The following is a 16,772-nucleotide window of genomic DNA, read 5'->3' as shown; positions in this document are numbered from 1 at the left end:
GGTGGAGTCGCGACGCGGACAAGCCGCACCGCGCATCGCCTTTCGGCGCTCCGTATGCAGACAAGTTTACGCAGTCTGCGACTGCTATGGGCGATTTTTGGCGACGGGATCGTTCTTCCGGGACAGGACGAGCGCTTTCACGCCCCGATCCGGCGGACTTTCGCCCGCGTTCATCCTGTCCGCGTCCAGCCACTGAAGGCGGAGCCACGTAGTTGGCCCAGACGATCACCCGAAGCCTCCCGGACGCGAGGGAGAACGTCTCTCCCGCGCGCGCAGGCGCCGCATCCCGCCCCGCGCTCTCAAGCGTCCCTGGCAACGCCCCTCAAGTGAGGCGGGATGGGATGAGGATGCGTTAATGCGGAGAGGATGTCAAGGAATATTTTCCTATGACTATGGCAAATCAGACTTAAGGGGAGTCATCAATTCTGCTGAAGCCAGAATCAGAAACATCCCAACAGTTCGCACAGTGAAACTGAATTTATCCCGAGCTGTCGTGGGCGCCTCATTGAACTTAGGGGCAACGCGAAGCGCATAGAAAGTATCGCACACATCAGAAATAGCTTTCGTTGCAAATCTTAGCTCTTTCGGCGAGTGCGCAAAGGCGTTCCGAATGTGTCGAACCCCGTCAATATCGTGTCGGTACTCTTTCCCGAATACGTTCAAAGCAAATGCCATCTGGGTAATGGAAGAAAAACTAGAAAGTGGGGCGTTGCCTCGAAACAATTCGCGATTACCGGTTTTGCTTTCACGTAACCGCGAAAGCAAAGCTTGTGTTACCGCCGCTTCGAGCAAAGCAGCTCCCGAAATAGCCACTACGCTATCAACTTCTGAGTTATGCAAAATATTGATGATAAAATGTGAAATCGTCCTGCGACATTGGTTGTCGGCTTAACTCCACCAAAGGATCAAAAACAGACGACATCAAGCCCCTCGCGTAATAATCGGTACGGATGTCGTCCCCGCGAAAGCGGGGACCCAGCCCTAAATCTTTGAGACTTCACTCGCTGCAAAGAATGGATCCCCGCTTTCGCGGGGATGACCGGAGTGAAGCGACATTTTCGTTAATCCGCGCCCGTCATTGCGAGGAGCGTAGTGACGAAGCAATCCAGCCTTGTTTCTCTCAAGAATTCTGGATTGCTTCGCTTCGCTCGCAATGACGACGAGGTCTTCACCTCTCCCCGCAAGCGGGGAGAGGGAGCAGGCTCGCTCTGCTCAAAGCTCAACCATCTACTCCACCCGCGCGCCCGCGAACTTGACGACCTTCTCCCACTTGTCGGTTTCGGACGCGATGATCTTGCCGAAATCCTCCGGCGAGCCGGTGAGCGTGATGCCGCCCATGTCCGCGATCTTCTTCTTCATCTCGGGCTCGGCAAGGATCGCGTTGATCTCCTTGTTGAGCCTGGCGATGATCTCCTTCGGCGTGTTCTTCGGCGCGCCCATGCCGAACCACGCGCTGGCTTCATAGCCCTTCACACTGTCGCCGACGGTCGGAACGTCGGGCAACTCGGCCGAGCGCGACGCCGTGGTCACCGCCAGCGCGCGCAACGTGCCCGCCCTGATGTGCGAAATCGCAGACGGCATGTTGTCGAACATCACCTGCACCCGCCCCGAGAGCAGATCGGTGATCGCCGGCGCGGAGCCGCGATACGGAACGTGCAGCATCTCGACGCCGGTCATCGCCTTGAACAGTTCGCCCGAGAGGTGGATCGAGGTGCCGTTGCCCGATGAGGCCATGTTGACCTTGCCCGGATTGGCCTTCGCGTAGGCGATGAATTCCTCGACGGACTTCGCCGGGAAATCCTTCGGCACCACCATGACATTCGGCACCCGCGCGAGGCCGGCCACCGGTGCGATGTCGCGGATGAAGTTGAAGCTCAGCTTCGCGTAGAGCGAGGCATTGATGCCGTTGGCGGGATTGACCAGCAGCACCGTGTAGCCATCGGGCTCGGCATTCACCACGGACTCGGTGCCGACATTGTTGCCGGCGCCCGGCTTGTTCTCGATCACGAACTGCTGGTTCAGCCGCTCCGACAGCCGCTGGCCGACCAGGCGCGCGAGAATATCGGTGGCGCCGCCCGGCGGATAGCCGACAACCCAGCGCACCGGTCGCGTCGGATAATCCTGCGCCGCAGCGCCGCCCATTGAAACGAGTGCAGTAAAGCCCATCGCGATCAGACCGACCGCGGCGCGTCGTGAAGCCATTTTGTTTCTCCCCGGCTGCCGCGACTTGGCGCGCGGTCAGCATGTGTTGATGGACAACACCGGAGCGTAACAAACAAACGAGAGCAAACAAGGCGCGCGATGCGCGCGGCGCGCTTATGGCAGCGCACAAGAGCAGAAGCGGCGTATCGGGTTACAGATAGTCGCGGAAATAATCCGACAGGCTGTCGTCGTTGTTGGTCATGCCGAAGTCGACCGGCTGGTCCAGCAGCAGCGCGCTCGCCTGCGTCTTGTAATCCGGCGACACGTCATCGACGCCGGGCAACGGCTGGCGCAGGATATCCAGATAGGATTTGTAGTTGTCCTGCGTCCCGCTGAAGATGCAATTGCACACGCCGGGATCGGCATAGACATACCGCGGCGCGCCGCCGGCCTTGTGCACCACGAAACGGTGCGGCGGTAGTGCTTTCAGCGCGCGCTGGCCCGCCGCGTCATTGGCGAACTGAATCCGGAACCCGGCCGAGCGCAGATAGAAGGCGTTCTTTTCCAGGAACGGCTTGCTCGGCGTCGCATGCTGCGCTGCCAGCGGCCACGCCAGCAACGCAACCGCGAGCGCGGCCAGCGCCGCGAGCGCATGCTGCATCACTGTCCGGGAATCCGGTGTGCGGATGCTCATTGTGCGAAGATTCGTTGTGCGAAACATCATTGTGCGAAACATCATGGATCATCCTTTGCAACACATCACGCGCAGCCGCGGTGCGGCGCTAATCAGTTCGCCCGGCCCTCGGGCTTCGGCGCGCCCATCGCCAGCGCATTGTTGAGCGTGTCGCGCAGGTTCACCGCAGCGGCGGCCGTCATGCGCAGATGCGCCACTGCTTTCACGCGGCTGACGACCTTGCCATGGGGCGCGGAGTCGATCAGGCCGGTCGCCAGCATCAGATTGAGCAGGCCGCCATTGTTGCCGAACGTGGGGCACACTTCGAAGAAGATCACCGGTGCCTCCATGATGCCTTCGATCGGAATGAAGTTCGGATCGGAAGGTATTGCGGGAGTGTCGGCCATCTTCTCTCCTTGGGAGTGTTCAATTTGAATTGTGTTCCGCGAACGTAACCGCAGTTCCGGCGTTCACGATTTTGACGTTCCTGTGAAAGCATGCATTGCACCGCATCGAAAGTCTATTCGGCGACACAAGATGTGGTGCGATTCTCCGCATCAACCGTCAAAGTGCGTTGCGGTATCGTAACCTGTTTGAAGGAAATGTGACTGGAGCTTTTCCAAGTTCACATCGGTGTATGCGCAATTCGCAGTGCTGACTCACATCTGCCCCATTGCGCAAGCATGGTCCGCCCGCTCACCGCAGGCGCGATCGCAGATGCAAATTCGCGATCACGTTTTGAAATACCAAAGAGGAGAAGCGTATGGTCAATCGCCCGCTGAACAACCTCAACGAAAAATTCGATCCGGATTATGTCGCTACGTTGAGGAAAATTCTCGACATCGCCGTCGAACAGATCGCGCAGGAGAACCGCACACCCGCGACCAAGGCGAAGATGGCGCAGACCATCGTGCGCCGTGCCGCCGACGGCGTGACCGACGCCAGCGATCTTGTTTCGAGCGCGGTGCGCGTCGGCGAGACTCGTGCTGCGTGACTCTTCATCCCTCCCCCTTGCGGGGAGGGTCGACCGGCGAAGCCGGTCGGGGTGGGGGTGCATGCTGATGCGTTCTCCCATCTGCCATCGGGAGTATGGGTCCCCGCTTTCGCGGGGACGACACTGAAAATTTCACAGATGAAGCTGCGGAAAACTACGATCCCGACGCCGCGCTTTTTCGCGCGGCGTGCGGCGTTTCCTTGTCGAGCCGCGGCGCATGGGTCGCGAACTGCTCGTCCTGCGGCATCGACGGCAGGTTGCCGCTGGTCTTGGCCTGATCGATCACCTGCGCCAGCAGCCTGAGTCCGAGCGGCGCCAGCGCCCGCTCCCACAGTTCGCGCGCGGTCTCGTTCTTCTTCACAAACACCCAGTCCTGCGCGGCGATCGCACCGGCGTCGAGCCGCTCCGACAGGTGATAGATCGTGCCGCCGGCGATCGCGTCGCCTTCCTTGATGGTCCATTCCACCGCGGCGATGCCGCGATGACGCGGCAGCAGCGACGGGTGATAGCCGATGCCGCCATGTTTGGAGGCTTGCAGCGCGCCCTCGCTAACGAGCGCGTGGCTGTGCGCGGTGACGATGAGATCGGTGCCGGGCGCGATTTCCGCCGCCACGATCAGCTTCGGCTTCGCCTGCACCACGACCTCGATGCCCGCGGCGCGCGCGGCTGTGGCGAGACGGTCCTCGCCGTCGGCGACCACGACGCGGATCACCTCGATGCCATGACCGCGCATCATGTTCAGCGTCTCCACGCCAAAGTGGCGCGAGCCGGCAAGCGTTATTTTCATAGGATCACTGCCCCCAGGCCGTGAATGCTTCGTTGAACGCGCGCTCGCCCGGCGCGCCCTTTTCGATGGCGATGATCGAACGGCGCTGGTTGGCGTAGACCAGCGGAATATCGAACCACGACCGTTCCTTCAGAAGCTGCAGGTTCCGCGACTTGTCGGCCTCGACATTCGACAGCCCGACCAGGAAGAAGCCGTCGGTGACCTTCACCGCGAGCCCGGCCAGTGGCGTGCCGCGCGCCTGCTCGTTGGACTTCATCAGCACGCCCGGCACGTTGGCGATGGTGGTGCCGAAGTCCGGCGGCAGCACGAAGGTGAGTTCGGCGGTGTGGCTCGCGGGCAGCGACGCATCGGTGTTGCGGCGGATCGAGAGCGACATCTTGATCTTGCGCTCGGGAATATCGATGTCGGCGCGCACGCCGATATCCGGCGGCTGACCGGCGGGCACCTTGACCGCTTCGGTGCGCCAGATCACCGAGCCGACATACTGCTTGCCCTGCGGCGCCGAGGGGTCCTCGTCATAGAGCACCACACGCTGCGCCACCGGCGCAATCTGCGCCGAGCCGGGCTGGCCCACCCGATCGGTGATCTTCGGCCGCGTTCCCGAGGCATCCTTCTGCGCGGTATCGGCCTGTTGCTGCGCAGGCTTCGTGGTCAGCGACTTGACCAGCGAATACACCTTCGGCCCGCCCCAGACCGCGCCGCCGATGGCGATGATGGCGACGCAGACCGCGATGGCGGTCTTGACCGGAAAGCCGCGCTTGGCGGTTTCCGGTTCGTCGCGCGATTGAATGCGGGCGCGCGGCCGGTCGTTCGGCTGATAGCGCCCGGCCTCTTCGGCGGATTCGTCGTAGCTGTACGGCGCCGGGCCGCCGCGCTGATCGGGAAAGTCCTGCGCCTGGCTGCGCCGCGCCGAACGGGTGGCGCTGCCGAGGTCGTTGGCGTCCGCGACCACATCGCGCATGCCCGAGCCTTGCGGTGCGCGGCGCGGCATGCGCGCGCCTTCCGTGAATTCATCGAGCATGCGGGTGTCGTCGCTGCGCTGATCGCGCGCGCGGACGTCACGCATGGACGTTGGCAGACCTTGCTGGGGACCGGGCGGCTGGGCGCGGGTCGGCGGCGGCTGATCGCCGCGCAGGTTGCGCGGCGGACGCTGCTCCGGTGCTCCATTCGCATCGGGTCGCGGAGCCGGCCGGCCTGGCGGGGGCGGCGCGGTTCCGCCACGCGCGCTGCGCGCGCTTTCCCGCAGGGCATCGCCCGGGCGCGGACCTTCGCGGCGGCCCGGCAGCGGCGCGCGCGGCTGCGCGGACGGCGGCGGTGCGGAAGGACCCGGTGGCGGCGGCGCGGCGGGACGCTCGCGCGGCGGTTCATTGCCCTGAAGCGCCGCAGCGCGGCGGGCGGCGTCGGCTTCGACCCGGCGCACTGCGTCTTCGAGCGCCAGGCGCTCGCGGGTGATTTCGGCTTCGCTCAATGCGGGCTGCACGCCGCGCAACTGGGAAATCAGGGCTGTCCGCGCGCGTTCATAGAGCGCACGACGCTGCTCGCCGGGAGCACTGGGGTCCAGTCCGGCGATGGCACGGGCTATGAGCGGGTAGTAATCAGCCATCCTCGTCCAGTCTGCAGGATTCTTTACAAACCCTGTACTTAAAAAACGTCAATCCTCACAACCTGCTCGAAGATCGTGCTCTTTTTGTCCATGGCCTGATCCGAAAACCGGGGCCCGGCCATCCTTATGCCTCGAACGGATTTTGCACGAGGATAGTATCCTCACGTTCGGGGCTGGTGGAAAGCAGCGCGATCGGGCAGCCGACCAATTCCTCGACCCGGCGAACATACTTGATGGCCTGCGCCGGCAGGTCCGCCCACGACCGGGCGTTGGCCGTCGGCTCTTTCCAGCCTTCGATGGTTTCATAGATCGGCACGACGCGCGCCTGGGCGCCCTCGCCTGCGGGGAGATGGTCGATCTCCTTGCCGTCCAGCGTGTAGCCGACACAGACCTGGATCTCATCGAAGCCGTCGAGGATGTCGAGCTTGGTCAGGGCGAGTCCGTTGATCCCGCTGGTGCGCGCGGTCTGCCGCACCAGTACGGCGTCGAACCAGCCGCAGCGGCGCGGACGGCCAGTGTTGGTGCCGAATTCGCGGCCGCGCTCTCCGATCAGCTTTCCGATGTCGTTGTCCTGTTCGGTCGGAAACGGTCCCTGCCCGACGCGGGTGGTGTAGGCCTTGCAGATGCCGAGTACATAGCCCACCGCGCTCGGCCCCATGCCGGTGCCGGTCGCGGCCTGCGCCGCCACGGTGTTGGACGAGGTGACGTAGGGATAAGTGCCGTGATCGACGTCGAGCAGCGCGCCCTGCGCGCCTTCGAACAGGATGCGCTTGCCTTCGCGGCGCTTCTGGTCGAGCAGGTTCCAGACTGAATCGGCGAACGGCAGCACCTTCGGCGCAACCGCCATCAACTCGGACAGGACGTCCTTGCCGTCGATCTCGGACAGGTTCAGGCCACGCCGCAGCGCGTTGTGATGCGCGAGCAGGCGGTCGATCTTGTGCGGCAACGTCTCGGGGTCGGCGAGATCCATCAGCCGGATCGCACGCCGGCCGACCTTGTCCTCATAGGCCGGGCCGATACCGCGCTGGGTGGTGCCGATGGCGGTGGCCTTGCTGGCGTTCTCCCGCACTGAATCCAGTTCGCGATGCAGCGGCAGGATCAGCGTGACGTTCTCGGCGATGCGCAGATTGTCGCGCGTGATCGACACGTCCTGGGACCGCAGCTTGTCGAGTTCGGCGAGAAACGCCTGCGGGTCGAACACCACGCCGTTGCCGATCACCGACAGCTTCGACGGCCGCAGCACGCCCGACGGCAGCAGCGCGAGCTTGTAGGTCTTGCCGTTGATGACGAGGGTATGGCCGGCATTATGCCCACCCTGAAAGCGAACGACGATGTCGGCCTGCTCCGACAACCAATCGACGATCTTGCCTTTCCCTTCGTCGCCCCACTGGGCGCCGACGACGACAACATTGGCCATTTCCAGAGAATCTCCTCGACCCGCAAATCTGCCGAAAATCCAGCGCCTTGCAGCCAGGGCCGCTCATGTGCGAGGCATCATCGGATAACGGATGCGCGCATGGGACGCAAGCGCCAACGGCGGTTGACGCTCGCGCCGAATGGGGTGCAAATCATTGATATCCCCAAATAATTCCGGCCAGTCCCGAGCACCCTTGCAAAGTCTCCAATCCGCCACCGACATGAACGATCCCGCCCCGCGTTCTCCGGCCAATTGGCTAAAGAACCAGCCCTATGTGCTGCTGTCGCTCGCCGCCCTGTTCTGGGCCGGTAACATCGTGCTGGGGCGCTTCATCGCAGCCGATTTTCCGCCGATGGCGCTGTCCTTCCTGCGCTGGGGCTTCGCTTGCCTGATCACGTTGCCGTTCGCATGGCGGCATCTCCGGGCCGATTGGCCGGTGATCCGCAAACACCTGCCGATTCTCACGCTGCTGTCCCTCACCGGGCTCGCCGGCTACAACGCCATCGCCTATCTCGGCCTGCAATCCACCGAGGCGCTGAATGCGCTGCTGATCCAGTCCGCAGGGCCGCTGTTCGTGGCGCTCTGGTCGCTCGCCCTGCTCGGCATCCGCCTCACCTGGCCGCAGACCATCGGCATCGGCATTTCGCTGCTCGGCGTCCTCACCATTCTGTCACGCGGCCATCCGGCGACGCTTGCCGCGATCCACCTGAACAAGGGCGACGTGATCTTCCTCGTCGCGATGGTCATCTTCGGAGTCTACTCGGTGCTGGCGATGAAACGGCCTACGATTCATCCGCTCGCCTTCGTCGCCTTCACGTCCGGCTATGGAGCGCTGTTGCTGATTCCCGCCGTGATCGTGGAAGCCGCGAGCGGACACCACCCGGCACTGACCGTGAACAATGCGCTGACGCTGGCCTATGTCGCGATCTTTCCCTCGATCCTCTCCTATCTGTTCTTCAATCGCGGGGTCGAACTGATCGGCGCGAACCGCGCAGCAACGTTTTTCCACCTGATCCCGGTGTTCGGATCGCTGCTCGCCATTACGTTCCTCGGCGAGCGGCCGCAGCCTTTCCATTTCGCAGGCTACGCGCTGGTGCTGGCGGGCGTCGCCATCGCCGCGCGGCGGACTTCGGCGAATCCGGTTTGAGGCCGCGAAATTCTCATTCGTCGTTGCGAGGAGCGGAACGACGAAGACGTGGATGCCCGGGACAAGCCCGGGCATGACGTTGAGATGACGCGCTGCCCGCATAGCGCAACGGAGCAATCCGGGATTGGCGGTTGTGAAGGTGCGAAATATCGGCACAATTTGCGCATCCTCTTTCCCAAAGCCCCATGACCGTTGCCGATCCGCCCTTGCGCAAGCCCTCGCCGGCTAGCTGGCTTTTCAATCAGCCCTATTTGATGCTCAGCCTGATGTCGCTGTTCTGGGCGATGAACATCGTGCTCGGCCGTTTCGTCGCGGGTCATGTGCCGCCTTTCGCCCTCACATTCTGCCGCTGGGCCGGAACGGCTCTCGTAATCCTTCCCTTCGCCTGGCCGTATCTTGTGCGCGACTGGCCGGTGATCCGGAGGAATCTGCCGCTATTGCTGCTGCTCGCCTTTACCGGCTTCGCCTTCAACAATGCGCTGTCCTACTGGGGCCTGCAGCACACCCAGGCATTGAACGCACTGCTGATCCAGTCGTCGGGGCCGCTGTTCGTGGCGCTCTGGTCGCTGATGCTGTTCGGCGTCAGGCTGTCATGGATGCAGGCCGCCGGCATTGTCGTCTCGCTGCTCGGCGTGCTCGTCATCGTGCTGCGGGGGGATCTTGCCGCGCTGGCAGCGATCCAGGTCAACGCCGGCGACATCAGTTTTGCCGCCGCGCTGTTCGTGTTCGGATTGTACTCGGCCCTGATGCCGAAACGTCCGCGGATCAGCCCGCTCTCGCTGATCGCCTTCACCACCGGCACCGGCGCCGTGATGCTGTTGCCGCTGGTGGGATGGGAAGTCTCGACCGGCGAGATGCTGACCTTCGACACGCTCACGGTATCGACAATCGTCTTTGTCGTGCTGTTTCCCTCGACGCTGGCCTACATCTTCTACAACCGCGGCATCGAACTGATCGGCCCCAACCGCGCCGCGCCGTTCTTCCATCTGGTGCCGGTGTTCGGCTCGGTGATGGCGATCATGCTGCTCGGCGAAAAGCCGGAGCTGTTTCATCTGGTCGGCTACGTGCTGGTACTGGCCGGCATTTTCACCGCATCGCGGCGCGGATCGGCCGGGAAACGTCCCGCTTCCTAGTGGAGTGGATTTGACATTCGCGGCCCGCCGGAGGCGAGTCCTCAAAGCGAATGTCAAATCCAAAACTCCACTAGAAACTTATATTTACTAGTGGTCCTTTGATTCTAACATTCGCAGGAATGCCTGTTGAAAAGGGGTGCGAATGTTAGAATCGGACCACTAGCTGGCAATTCGCCACGAGTTCGCGCAATCTCTGCTCCAAGTGCCGGCGTCGTCACCGCCTCGGTGACGTAGCGACCGGCATGTCAAAAAACTGACAGGGCGGGAGACACCATCAATGAACTTCCTGAAATCAACGATATCGCCAATGACCTTGGCGCTCGCCGTCGCGGCGGGCGTTCTGGCTGCCGGACCAGCGGCCGCGCAAACACCCTGGCCGGCGCCGGGCAAGAACATCACACTGGTGCTGCCGTTCGCGGCGGGCAGCGGCACCGACAGCACGACGCGCCTGATCTCGAAGGAGCTCGCCGCCGGGCTCGGCGCCAACATCGTGATCGAGAACAAGCCCGGCGCCAACGGGTCGATCGCGGCGAGCTATGTCGCGCGCGCCGAGCCGGACGGCTATACGATTTTCGTCACCACCAACACGTCGCACTCGGCCAATCCGTACCTCCTGAAGAACATGACGTACGATCCGATCAAGGATTTCACGCCGATCGCACGCACCGGCGACCTGCCGTTCATGCTGGTGATCAATCCCGAAATCCCGGCCAACTCGGTTGCCGAACTGGTTGCGCTCGCCAAGAAGGATCCCGGCAAATACTCCTATGCCAGCGGCAGTTCGTCGGCGATCGTCTCCGGCGCGACCTTCGCGACGCTGGCCGGCATCGATCTGCTTCACGTTCCCTACAAGAGTTCGCCGCCGGCGCTGACCGACGTGATCGCCGGCCGGGTCTCGATGATGTTCATCGACGTTCCGACCGGCCTGCCGCATGTCAACGCCAAGGCGCTGAAGGCGCTGGCGGTGACCACGATGAAGCGCTCCGCGCTGTTGCCGGATCTCCCCACCATGGATGCAGCCGGCGTGAAGGGCTTCGACATCACGTCATGGCAGGGCTATCTCGGCCCGGCCAACATGCCCAAGGATATCGTGACGAAGCTGAATGCGGAGATCCGCAAGGTCATCGAGCGGCCCGACATGCAGAAGGAACTGGCCGGCCGCGGCATGGAGGCATTTTCCGGCACGCCCGAGAGCTTCGACAAGTTCCTGAAGGAGCAGCTCGTGGTGTGGGAAAAGCTGATCCGCGAAGCCAAGATCGAGAAGCAGTAGTTGCTATCGATTACGATAGCGCTGGTTATGAAAAAGATGTCGTCCCCGCGAAAGCGGGGACCCATTGCCTGGAAGTGAACTCGTGGTGACCGCAAATGAGTGTGACGTACTACGTCTACATTCTCGCGAGCCAGCTCAACGGCACGCTCTATATCGGCATCACAAATAATCTTGCTCTTCGGCTATCTCAGCATAAGGGCGGGCGCGGATCGGAGTTCGCGCAACGCTATGCCGTTAATCGTCTTGTCTACGTTGAAGGCTACGACACGCCTTCAGATGCGATCCGCCGGGAGAAACAACTTAAAAAATGGAATAGGGCCTGGAAAATCGAACTCATCGAAAAGATGAACCCGGAATGGCGGGACTTGTCTGATCTCGCCATCTCCGGAATTTCTTAGGAAGCGTGGGTCCCCGCTTTCGCGGGGACGACACCCTGTACGTAGCTATATTTCGCTACCGAACGCTAAGCCGCCCGCACCTTGCCGAGGAATTCGTCCACTGCCGTGCGCAGCATGCCCGACTGCTGGTCGAGATCGCGGGCGCTGGTGAGAACGTCCGACGCCGCGGTGCCGGTCGCAGCCGCCGCCGCGCTGACGCCGCCGATGTGATCGCTGATCTCGCTCGATCCCGCCGCCACCGACTGGATGTTGCGTGCGATCTCGCGGGTCGCAGCTCCCTGCTCCTCGACCGCGCTGGAGATGTTCATCGTAATCTCGCTCATCCGCGCGATGGTCTCGGTGATGCCGCCGATCGACACGACCGCATCGCTGGTGGTCGCCTGCATGGCGGCAACCTGCGCGGAGATTTCCTCGGTGGCCTTGGCGGTCTGGTTGGCCAGCGCCTTGACCTCGGATGCCACCACCGCGAAGCCGCGACCGGCCTCGCCTGCGCGCGCCGCCTCGATGGTCGCGTTCAGCGCGAGCAGGTTGGTTTGCGCCGCGATGGAGTGGATGAGCTGAACCACCTCGCCGATTTTCTCGGCGCCGCTGGAGAGCACCTGAACCGTCGCGTTGGTACGCTCGGCATCGCCCACCGCCTTACTGGCGATTTCGTTGGACTGGTTGACCTGGCGTGCGATCTCGGCGACCGAGCTCGACAGTTCTTCCGCCGCAGCCGCGACCGTTCCGACGTTGTTGGAAGCCCGCTCCGAGGCCGATCCCACGTTGGCCGCGCGGGCGCTGGCGTCGCTCGCCGACGCCGTCATGGATTCCGCGGTGCTCTGCATGCCGGCCGCCGAGGCCGACACCGAACGCACGATGCCGTTGACGCTGCTCTCGAAGCTGCTGGCAATGCTGTTCATCATCGCCTTGCGCTCCGCGGCAGCGCGTTCCTGAGCTTCGGCGTCTACTTTCTCGATTTCGCGGATGCGGATTGCGTTGTCCTTGAAGACCTGCACGGTCGCGGCCATCGCACCGATTTCATCGCGGCGGTCGCTGCCGGGGATGTTTTCCTCAAGCTGACCGTCCGCCAGCGTCTGCATGCGGGCGCCGAGCTGGCCGAGCGGCTTGGTGATGCTGCGGCCGATCATCCAGGCAACCGCGCCGGAGAATGCGCCGATCAGGAGAGTGGCGAGCGCGAGCGCAACAATGATGGGCTTCAGCTTGGCGTCGAGATCGTCGAGATAGGCGCCGGTGCCGACGAACATGTTCCAGCCGGGAATCGCCACGGCATAGGACATCTTGCGGATCGGCTTTTCCTCGCCGGGCTTGAAGTATTCATAACGCAGGGTCACATCGCCCTTGGCGGCAACGCCGTCGCGCAGCTCGCGCGCCAGCTTGCGGCCGTTGGTTTCGATGTCGAGGCGGTTGGTGCCGATCTGCTTGGCGTTCGGCGTCGCCACGGTGACGCCGTCCATCGTGTAGGCGAACATGTAACCATCGCCCTTGTCGTAGGTCATGGTCTGGGCAACGCGGCCAAATTCAGCGATCGCGGCGTCCTTGGTCATCTTCCCGGCATCGACCTGCTTCTGCAGTCCGATCGCGGTGTTGAGTGCCGTTTCCACCAGTGCGTGGGTCTGAGCCTCGCGTGCGCTGACCATTTCACGCTGCATCATGTAGGCAGAGTACAGGCCGGCTGCGCTGAGGCCGAGCAGGGTCGCACCGACCAAGATACCGAGCTTGGCGGTGATGGGCAGGTTATTCAGGAATTTCACGATGACACTCCGGGGCGGGATCGCGCGCTTCTGCGCGGATTCGTTCCCATCAGCTATCGAAACTTCCTTTCGGGTTTGTTACCCCTGTCACGTTTGCGGATTCTCGTTCGCCGAAAGCAAAACGGGCCGGAGAAACTCCGGCCCGTCATTCATCTCGCTCGTCCCCGCGAAAGCGGGGACCCATGATTTTCATTGGGCTGGATTCCCGCTTCCGCGGGAATGAGCGGAGTGAGCGTATTTCAGTTCAGGGAACCCGAACTCTAAAACGTCAGCACCTTGGCCTGCTTGACCTGCGGCAACGCCGAGACCTTGGCGAGAACCTCGGCCGGCACCGCACCGTCGACCTCGACCAGCGCGATGGCGTCGCCGCCCTGCTCGTTGCGGCCGAGATGGAAGGTCGCGATGTTGATCTTGGCATCGCCAAGCAACGAGGCGAACTTGCCGATGAAGCCCGGCTTGTCCTCGTTGGTGATGTAGATCATCGACTTGCCGAACTCGGCATCGACGCGGATGCCCTTGATGTCCACGAGGCGCGGCTTGCCGTCGTGATAGACCGTGCCGGACACCGACCGCTCCTGCCGTTCGGTCGCGACGGTGACCGTGATCAGGCTTTCGTAGTCGCTGCGCGCGGCGCGGGTCACTTCGTCCACCACCATGCCGCGCTCCTTCGCCACCACCGGCGCGGAAACGACGTTGACGTCGCCCAGCATCGGCCGCAGCAGCCCGGTCAGCGCCGCCGAGGTCAGCGCCTTGATCTTCATGTCCGCAACCACGCCTTCATAAGTGATCGTGACCTTGGCGATGCCGGTCTCGGTGAGCTGGCCCGCGAACGAGCCGAGCTTTTCGGCGAGTTCAATGAACGGCTTCAGCTTCGGCGCTTCTTCCGCAGTGATCGAGGGGAAGTTGACGGCGTTAGAGATTGCACCGGTCAGCAGGTAATCCGACATCTGCTCGGCGACCTGCAACGCGACGTTTTCCTGCGCTTCCGTGGTGGATGCGCCAAGGTGCGGCGTGCAGATGACGTTGGGATGACCGAACAGCACGTTGGTCTTGGCCGGCTCCTCCACGAACACGTCAAAGGCTGCGCCCGCGACCTGGCCGGAATTCAGCGCATCGACCAGCGCCGCCTCGTCCACCAGACCGCCGCGCGCGCAGTTGATGATGCGCACACCCTTCTTCATCTTGGCGAGCGAGGCCGCATCGATGATGTTCCTGGTCTTATCGGTCAGCGGCGTGTGCAGCGTGATGAAGTCGGCGCGCTTGAACAGATCCTCAAGGTCGACCTTCTCGATGCCGATGTCCTTGGCGCGCTCCGGCGACAGGAACGGATCGAACGCGATGACCTTCATGCGCAGCCCAAGCGCGCGGTCGGCGACGATCGAGCCGATGTTGCCTGCGCCGATCACGCCGAGAGTCTTGGCGGTGATCTCGACGCCCATGAAACGGTTCTTTTCCCACTTGCCGGCCTGGGTCGACGCATCGGCGGCGGGGATTTCGCGCGCCAGCGCCAGCATCAGCGTGATCGCGTGTTCGGCGGTGGTGATGGAATTGCCGAACGGCGTGTTCATCACGATGATGCCCTTGGCCGTGGCGGCCGGGATCTCGACGTTATCGACGCCGATGCCGGCGCGGCCGATCACCTTCAGGCGGGTCGCCTTCTCGAGGATCTTCGCAGTCGCCTTGGTGGCGGAGCGGATCGCGAGGCCGTCATAGTTGCCGATGATTTCGGCGAGCTTGTCCTTGTCCTTGCCGAGATCGGGCTGGAAATCGACCTCGATGCCGCGATCCTTGAAGATCTGCACCGCGGCAGGAGACAACGCATCGGAAATGAGAACTTTAGGCTTGGACATGGAAACTCCAATCAGAAATTTGGGGGGCGCTGGCGGTTCTGCCGCGTCTCGATGATTTCGTAGTGTTGCGATGTCGCGTCGAAGCGCGACAGCACGGCACGCGCCTTGTCAGGCACGACGCCTTCTTCGTAGTTCGGCCCGGCGAAAGCGATCACCGCGTCGAGTGTCTCGAACGTCATGATGGTGACGAACTCGACCTCCGCGCCGGCGTCACGCCGCAGAAGCTGAATGTCGTGAAAGCCCGCGACCTTGCGAGCGAGAATTCCCGGAAAGATTTCCGTCCGCAGCAGACGTTCGTAAACGTCCGCGTTCGCGGGCGTGGTCCAGCCATGCCAGATGCGTGAGATCATGAAGGCCTCCGAAGCGGAGAACCCCTCCCCCATTATGGGAGAGGAGACGTCATCTTTGGAAAATCATGCCGCCTTGGCGAGCGAAGCCTTGGTCTCGGCGAACGCCCAGTCGATCCATGCGGTGAGGATCTCGACGTCCTTGGCCTCGACCGTCGCGCCGCACCAGATGCGAAGGCCCGCGGGGGCATCGCGGTAGTGCGCGAAGTCGTAACCGGCGCCTTCCTTTTCCACCGCGGCAACCAGCTTCTTGGCGAAGTCGGCCTGTGCATCGGCGGACAGCGACGTGATCGCCGGATCGACCACCTTCATGCACACCGAGGTATTGGAACGGATCGCCGGGTCGGCCGCGAGGAAATCCACCCACGGCGTCTTCGCCTTCCAGTCCGCGAGCACCTTGGTGTTGGCGTCGGCGCGCGCCATCAGCCCCTTGAGGCCACCGACGGATTTCGCCCAGTTCAGCGCATCGAGATAGTCCTCGACGCAGAGCATCGACGGCGTGTTGATGGTTTCGCCCTCGAAGATGCCGGCGTTGAGCTTGCCGCCCTTGGTCATGCGGAAGATCTTCGGCAGCGGCCACGGCGGCGTGTAGCTCTCGAGCCGGGCAACGGCGCGCGGCGACAGGATCAGCATGCCGTGCGCGGCTTCGCCGCCCAGCGCCTTCTGCCAGGAGAAGGTGACGACATCGAGCTTCGGCCAGTCGAGCGGCTGCGCGAACGCGGCGGAGGTGGCGTCGCAGATGGTCAGGCCTTCGCGGTCGTCACGGATCCAGTCGGCGTTCGGAACCCGCACGCCGGAGGTGGTGCCGTTCCAGGTGAACACGATGTCCGAGTTCTTGTCGGCCTTCGACAGATCGGGAATCTCGCCATAGCCCGCGTGGAGCTTGACGACATCCTTGAGCTTCAATTCCTTGACGACGTCGCTGACCCAGCCTTCGCCGAAGGATTCCCAGGCAATGGTGGTGACCGGGCGCGGCCCGAGCAGCGACCACAGCGCCATCTCGACGGCGCCGGTGTCGGACGCCGGCACGATGCCGATCTTGTAGTCGGCAGGCACTTCAAGCACCTCGCGCGTCAGATCGATCGCGAGCTTGAGCTTGGCCTTGCCGACCTTCGCGCGATGCGAACGGCCGAGGGCTGCGTCCTTGAGATTTTGGGGGTTCCAGCCGGGGCGCTTGGCGCAGGGGCCGGACGAAAAATGCGGCACGTTAGGCCGCGAAGCGGGCTTCGCTACAGTCATAGTCTATCCTTCCAGATA

General features: G+C 63.0%; 16 protein-coding genes. 5 read left to right on the top strand and 11 right to left on the bottom strand.

Features of this window, described 5'->3' with window-relative positions; translation table 11 throughout:
- Positions 1 to 390: 390 nt before the first annotated feature.
- The 4 genes from YH63_RS11580 to YH63_RS11565 all read right to left on the bottom strand — a co-directional run bounded on the left by YH63_RS11580 (position 391) and on the right by YH63_RS11565 (position 3,222).
- A complete protein-coding gene (locus YH63_RS11580; RefSeq protein ID WP_137325181.1) occupies positions 391 to 813 on the bottom strand; it encodes a hypothetical protein in 423 nt (140 codons plus the stop codon).
- 414 nt (positions 814 to 1,227) lie between these two features.
- On the bottom strand, positions 1,228 to 2,202 hold the full coding sequence (locus YH63_RS11575) for a Bug family tripartite tricarboxylate transporter substrate binding protein (protein ID WP_046827471.1): 975 nt from the start codon (positions 2,200 to 2,202) through the stop codon (positions 1,228 to 1,230).
- 151 nt (positions 2,203 to 2,353) lie between these two features.
- Positions 2,354 to 2,836, bottom strand: a complete 483-nt coding sequence (locus YH63_RS11570) for a hypothetical protein (RefSeq protein WP_246658045.1) — start codon at positions 2,834 to 2,836, stop codon at positions 2,354 to 2,356.
- A 92-nt stretch (positions 2,837 to 2,928) separates the two neighbouring features.
- Positions 2,929 to 3,222, bottom strand: coding sequence for a hypothetical protein (locus YH63_RS11565; protein ID WP_046827472.1), 294 nt, complete (start codon positions 3,220 to 3,222; stop codon positions 2,929 to 2,931).
- Between the two features lie 356 nt (positions 3,223 to 3,578).
- On the opposite strand from YH63_RS11565, the gene YH63_RS11560 reads away from it, so the two are divergent.
- Positions 3,579 to 3,809 carry a hypothetical protein gene (locus YH63_RS11560; protein ID WP_046827473.1) on the top strand — a complete coding sequence of 77 codons (231 nt, stop codon included), beginning with the start codon at positions 3,579 to 3,581 and terminating at the stop codon, positions 3,807 to 3,809.
- A 154-nt stretch (positions 3,810 to 3,963) separates the two neighbouring features.
- On the opposite strand, the gene YH63_RS11555 is transcribed toward YH63_RS11560, so the two are convergent.
- The 3 genes from YH63_RS11555 to YH63_RS11545 form a co-directional block, all read right to left on the bottom strand.
- On the bottom strand, positions 3,964 to 4,596 hold the full coding sequence (locus tag YH63_RS11555) for a formyltransferase family protein (protein WP_046827474.1): 633 nt from the start codon (positions 4,594 to 4,596) through the stop codon (positions 3,964 to 3,966).
- A gap of 4 nt (positions 4,597 to 4,600) precedes the next feature.
- Positions 4,601 to 6,199: a hypothetical protein gene (locus YH63_RS11550; protein ID WP_046827475.1), complete on the bottom strand. Its 1,599-nt coding sequence runs from the start codon at positions 6,197 to 6,199 to the stop codon at positions 4,601 to 4,603.
- 124 nt (positions 6,200 to 6,323) lie between these two features.
- Positions 6,324 to 7,616, bottom strand: a complete 1,293-nt coding sequence (locus YH63_RS11545; RefSeq protein ID WP_046827476.1) for an adenylosuccinate synthase — start codon at positions 7,614 to 7,616, stop codon at positions 6,324 to 6,326.
- Between the two features lie 220 nt (positions 7,617 to 7,836).
- Between YH63_RS11545 and YH63_RS11540 the strand changes: the two genes are divergently transcribed.
- From YH63_RS11540 to YH63_RS11525, 4 genes are all read left to right on the top strand, one after another.
- The gene (locus YH63_RS11540; protein WP_046827477.1) at positions 7,837 to 8,763 is read left to right on the top strand and encodes a DMT family transporter; all 927 of its coding nucleotides are present in this window, start codon (positions 7,837 to 7,839) and stop codon (positions 8,761 to 8,763) included.
- Between the two features lie 185 nt (positions 8,764 to 8,948).
- On the top strand, positions 8,949 to 9,896 hold the full coding sequence (locus YH63_RS11535; protein ID WP_046827478.1) for a DMT family transporter: 948 nt from the start codon (positions 8,949 to 8,951) through the stop codon (positions 9,894 to 9,896).
- Positions 9,897 to 10,173: 277 nt separating this feature from the next.
- Positions 10,174 to 11,166, top strand: a complete 993-nt coding sequence (locus tag YH63_RS11530) for a Bug family tripartite tricarboxylate transporter substrate binding protein (RefSeq protein WP_046827479.1) — start codon at positions 10,174 to 10,176, stop codon at positions 11,164 to 11,166.
- Between the two features lie 95 nt (positions 11,167 to 11,261).
- The gene (locus YH63_RS11525) at positions 11,262 to 11,564 is read left to right on the top strand and encodes a GIY-YIG nuclease family protein (protein ID WP_046827480.1); all 303 of its coding nucleotides are present in this window, start codon (positions 11,262 to 11,264) and stop codon (positions 11,562 to 11,564) included.
- 65 nt (positions 11,565 to 11,629) lie between these two features.
- On the opposite strand, the gene YH63_RS11520 is transcribed toward YH63_RS11525, so the two are convergent.
- The 4 genes from YH63_RS11520 to YH63_RS11505 form a co-directional block, all read right to left on the bottom strand.
- On the bottom strand, positions 11,630 to 13,318 hold the full coding sequence (locus YH63_RS11520) for a methyl-accepting chemotaxis protein (RefSeq protein WP_046827481.1): 1,689 nt from the start codon (positions 13,316 to 13,318) through the stop codon (positions 11,630 to 11,632).
- Positions 13,319 to 13,578: 260 nt separating this feature from the next.
- Positions 13,579 to 15,168, bottom strand: a complete 1,590-nt coding sequence (gene serA / locus YH63_RS11515) for a phosphoglycerate dehydrogenase (protein ID WP_046827482.1) — start codon at positions 15,166 to 15,168, stop codon at positions 13,579 to 13,581.
- An 11-nt stretch (positions 15,169 to 15,179) separates the two neighbouring features.
- The gene (locus tag YH63_RS11510) at positions 15,180 to 15,518 is read right to left on the bottom strand and encodes a hypothetical protein (protein ID WP_046827483.1); all 339 of its coding nucleotides are present in this window, start codon (positions 15,516 to 15,518) and stop codon (positions 15,180 to 15,182) included.
- Positions 15,519 to 15,581: 63 nt separating this feature from the next.
- Positions 15,582 to 16,754, bottom strand: a complete 1,173-nt coding sequence (locus tag YH63_RS11505) for a phosphoserine transaminase (RefSeq protein WP_046827484.1) — start codon at positions 16,752 to 16,754, stop codon at positions 15,582 to 15,584.
- Positions 16,755 to 16,772 lie beyond the last annotated feature (18 nt).

The organism is Afipia massiliensis, assembly GCF_001006325.2.
Taxonomy (GTDB): domain Bacteria; phylum Pseudomonadota; class Alphaproteobacteria; order Rhizobiales; family Xanthobacteraceae; genus Afipia; species Afipia massiliensis_A.
Note: the sequence above shows the minus strand (reverse complement) of the source record. Positions and strands in the feature narration are given on the sequence as shown.

Coding starts and splice junctions, on each gene's coding strand:
- YH63_RS11575 (WP_046827471.1), bottom strand. CDS start 2,202: ATGGCTTCACGACGCGCCGCGGTCGGTCTGATCGCGATGGGCTTTACT.
- YH63_RS11570 (WP_246658045.1), bottom strand. CDS start 2,836: ATGAGCATCCGCACACCGGATTCCCGGACAGTGATGCAGCATGCGCTC.
- YH63_RS11565 (WP_046827472.1), bottom strand. CDS start 3,222: ATGGCCGACACTCCCGCAATACCTTCCGATCCGAACTTCATTCCGATC.
- YH63_RS11560 (WP_046827473.1), top strand. CDS start 3,579: ATGGTCAATCGCCCGCTGAACAACCTCAACGAAAAATTCGATCCGGAT.
- YH63_RS11555 (WP_046827474.1), bottom strand. CDS start 4,596: ATGAAAATAACGCTTGCCGGCTCGCGCCACTTTGGCGTGGAGACGCTG.
- YH63_RS11550 (WP_046827475.1), bottom strand. CDS start 6,199: ATGGCTGATTACTACCCGCTCATAGCCCGTGCCATCGCCGGACTGGAC.
- YH63_RS11545 (WP_046827476.1), bottom strand. CDS start 7,616: ATGGCCAATGTTGTCGTCGTCGGCGCCCAGTGGGGCGACGAAGGGAAA.
- YH63_RS11540 (WP_046827477.1), top strand. CDS start 7,837: ATGAACGATCCCGCCCCGCGTTCTCCGGCCAATTGGCTAAAGAACCAG.
- YH63_RS11535 (WP_046827478.1), top strand. CDS start 8,949: ATGACCGTTGCCGATCCGCCCTTGCGCAAGCCCTCGCCGGCTAGCTGG.
- YH63_RS11530 (WP_046827479.1), top strand. CDS start 10,174: ATGAACTTCCTGAAATCAACGATATCGCCAATGACCTTGGCGCTCGCC.
- YH63_RS11525 (WP_046827480.1), top strand. CDS start 11,262: ATGAGTGTGACGTACTACGTCTACATTCTCGCGAGCCAGCTCAACGGC.
- serA (WP_046827482.1), bottom strand. CDS start 15,168: ATGTCCAAGCCTAAAGTTCTCATTTCCGATGCGTTGTCTCCTGCCGCG.
- YH63_RS11510 (WP_046827483.1), bottom strand. CDS start 15,518: ATGATCTCACGCATCTGGCATGGCTGGACCACGCCCGCGAACGCGGAC.
- YH63_RS11505 (WP_046827484.1), bottom strand. CDS start 16,754: ATGACTGTAGCGAAGCCCGCTTCGCGGCCTAACGTGCCGCATTTTTCG.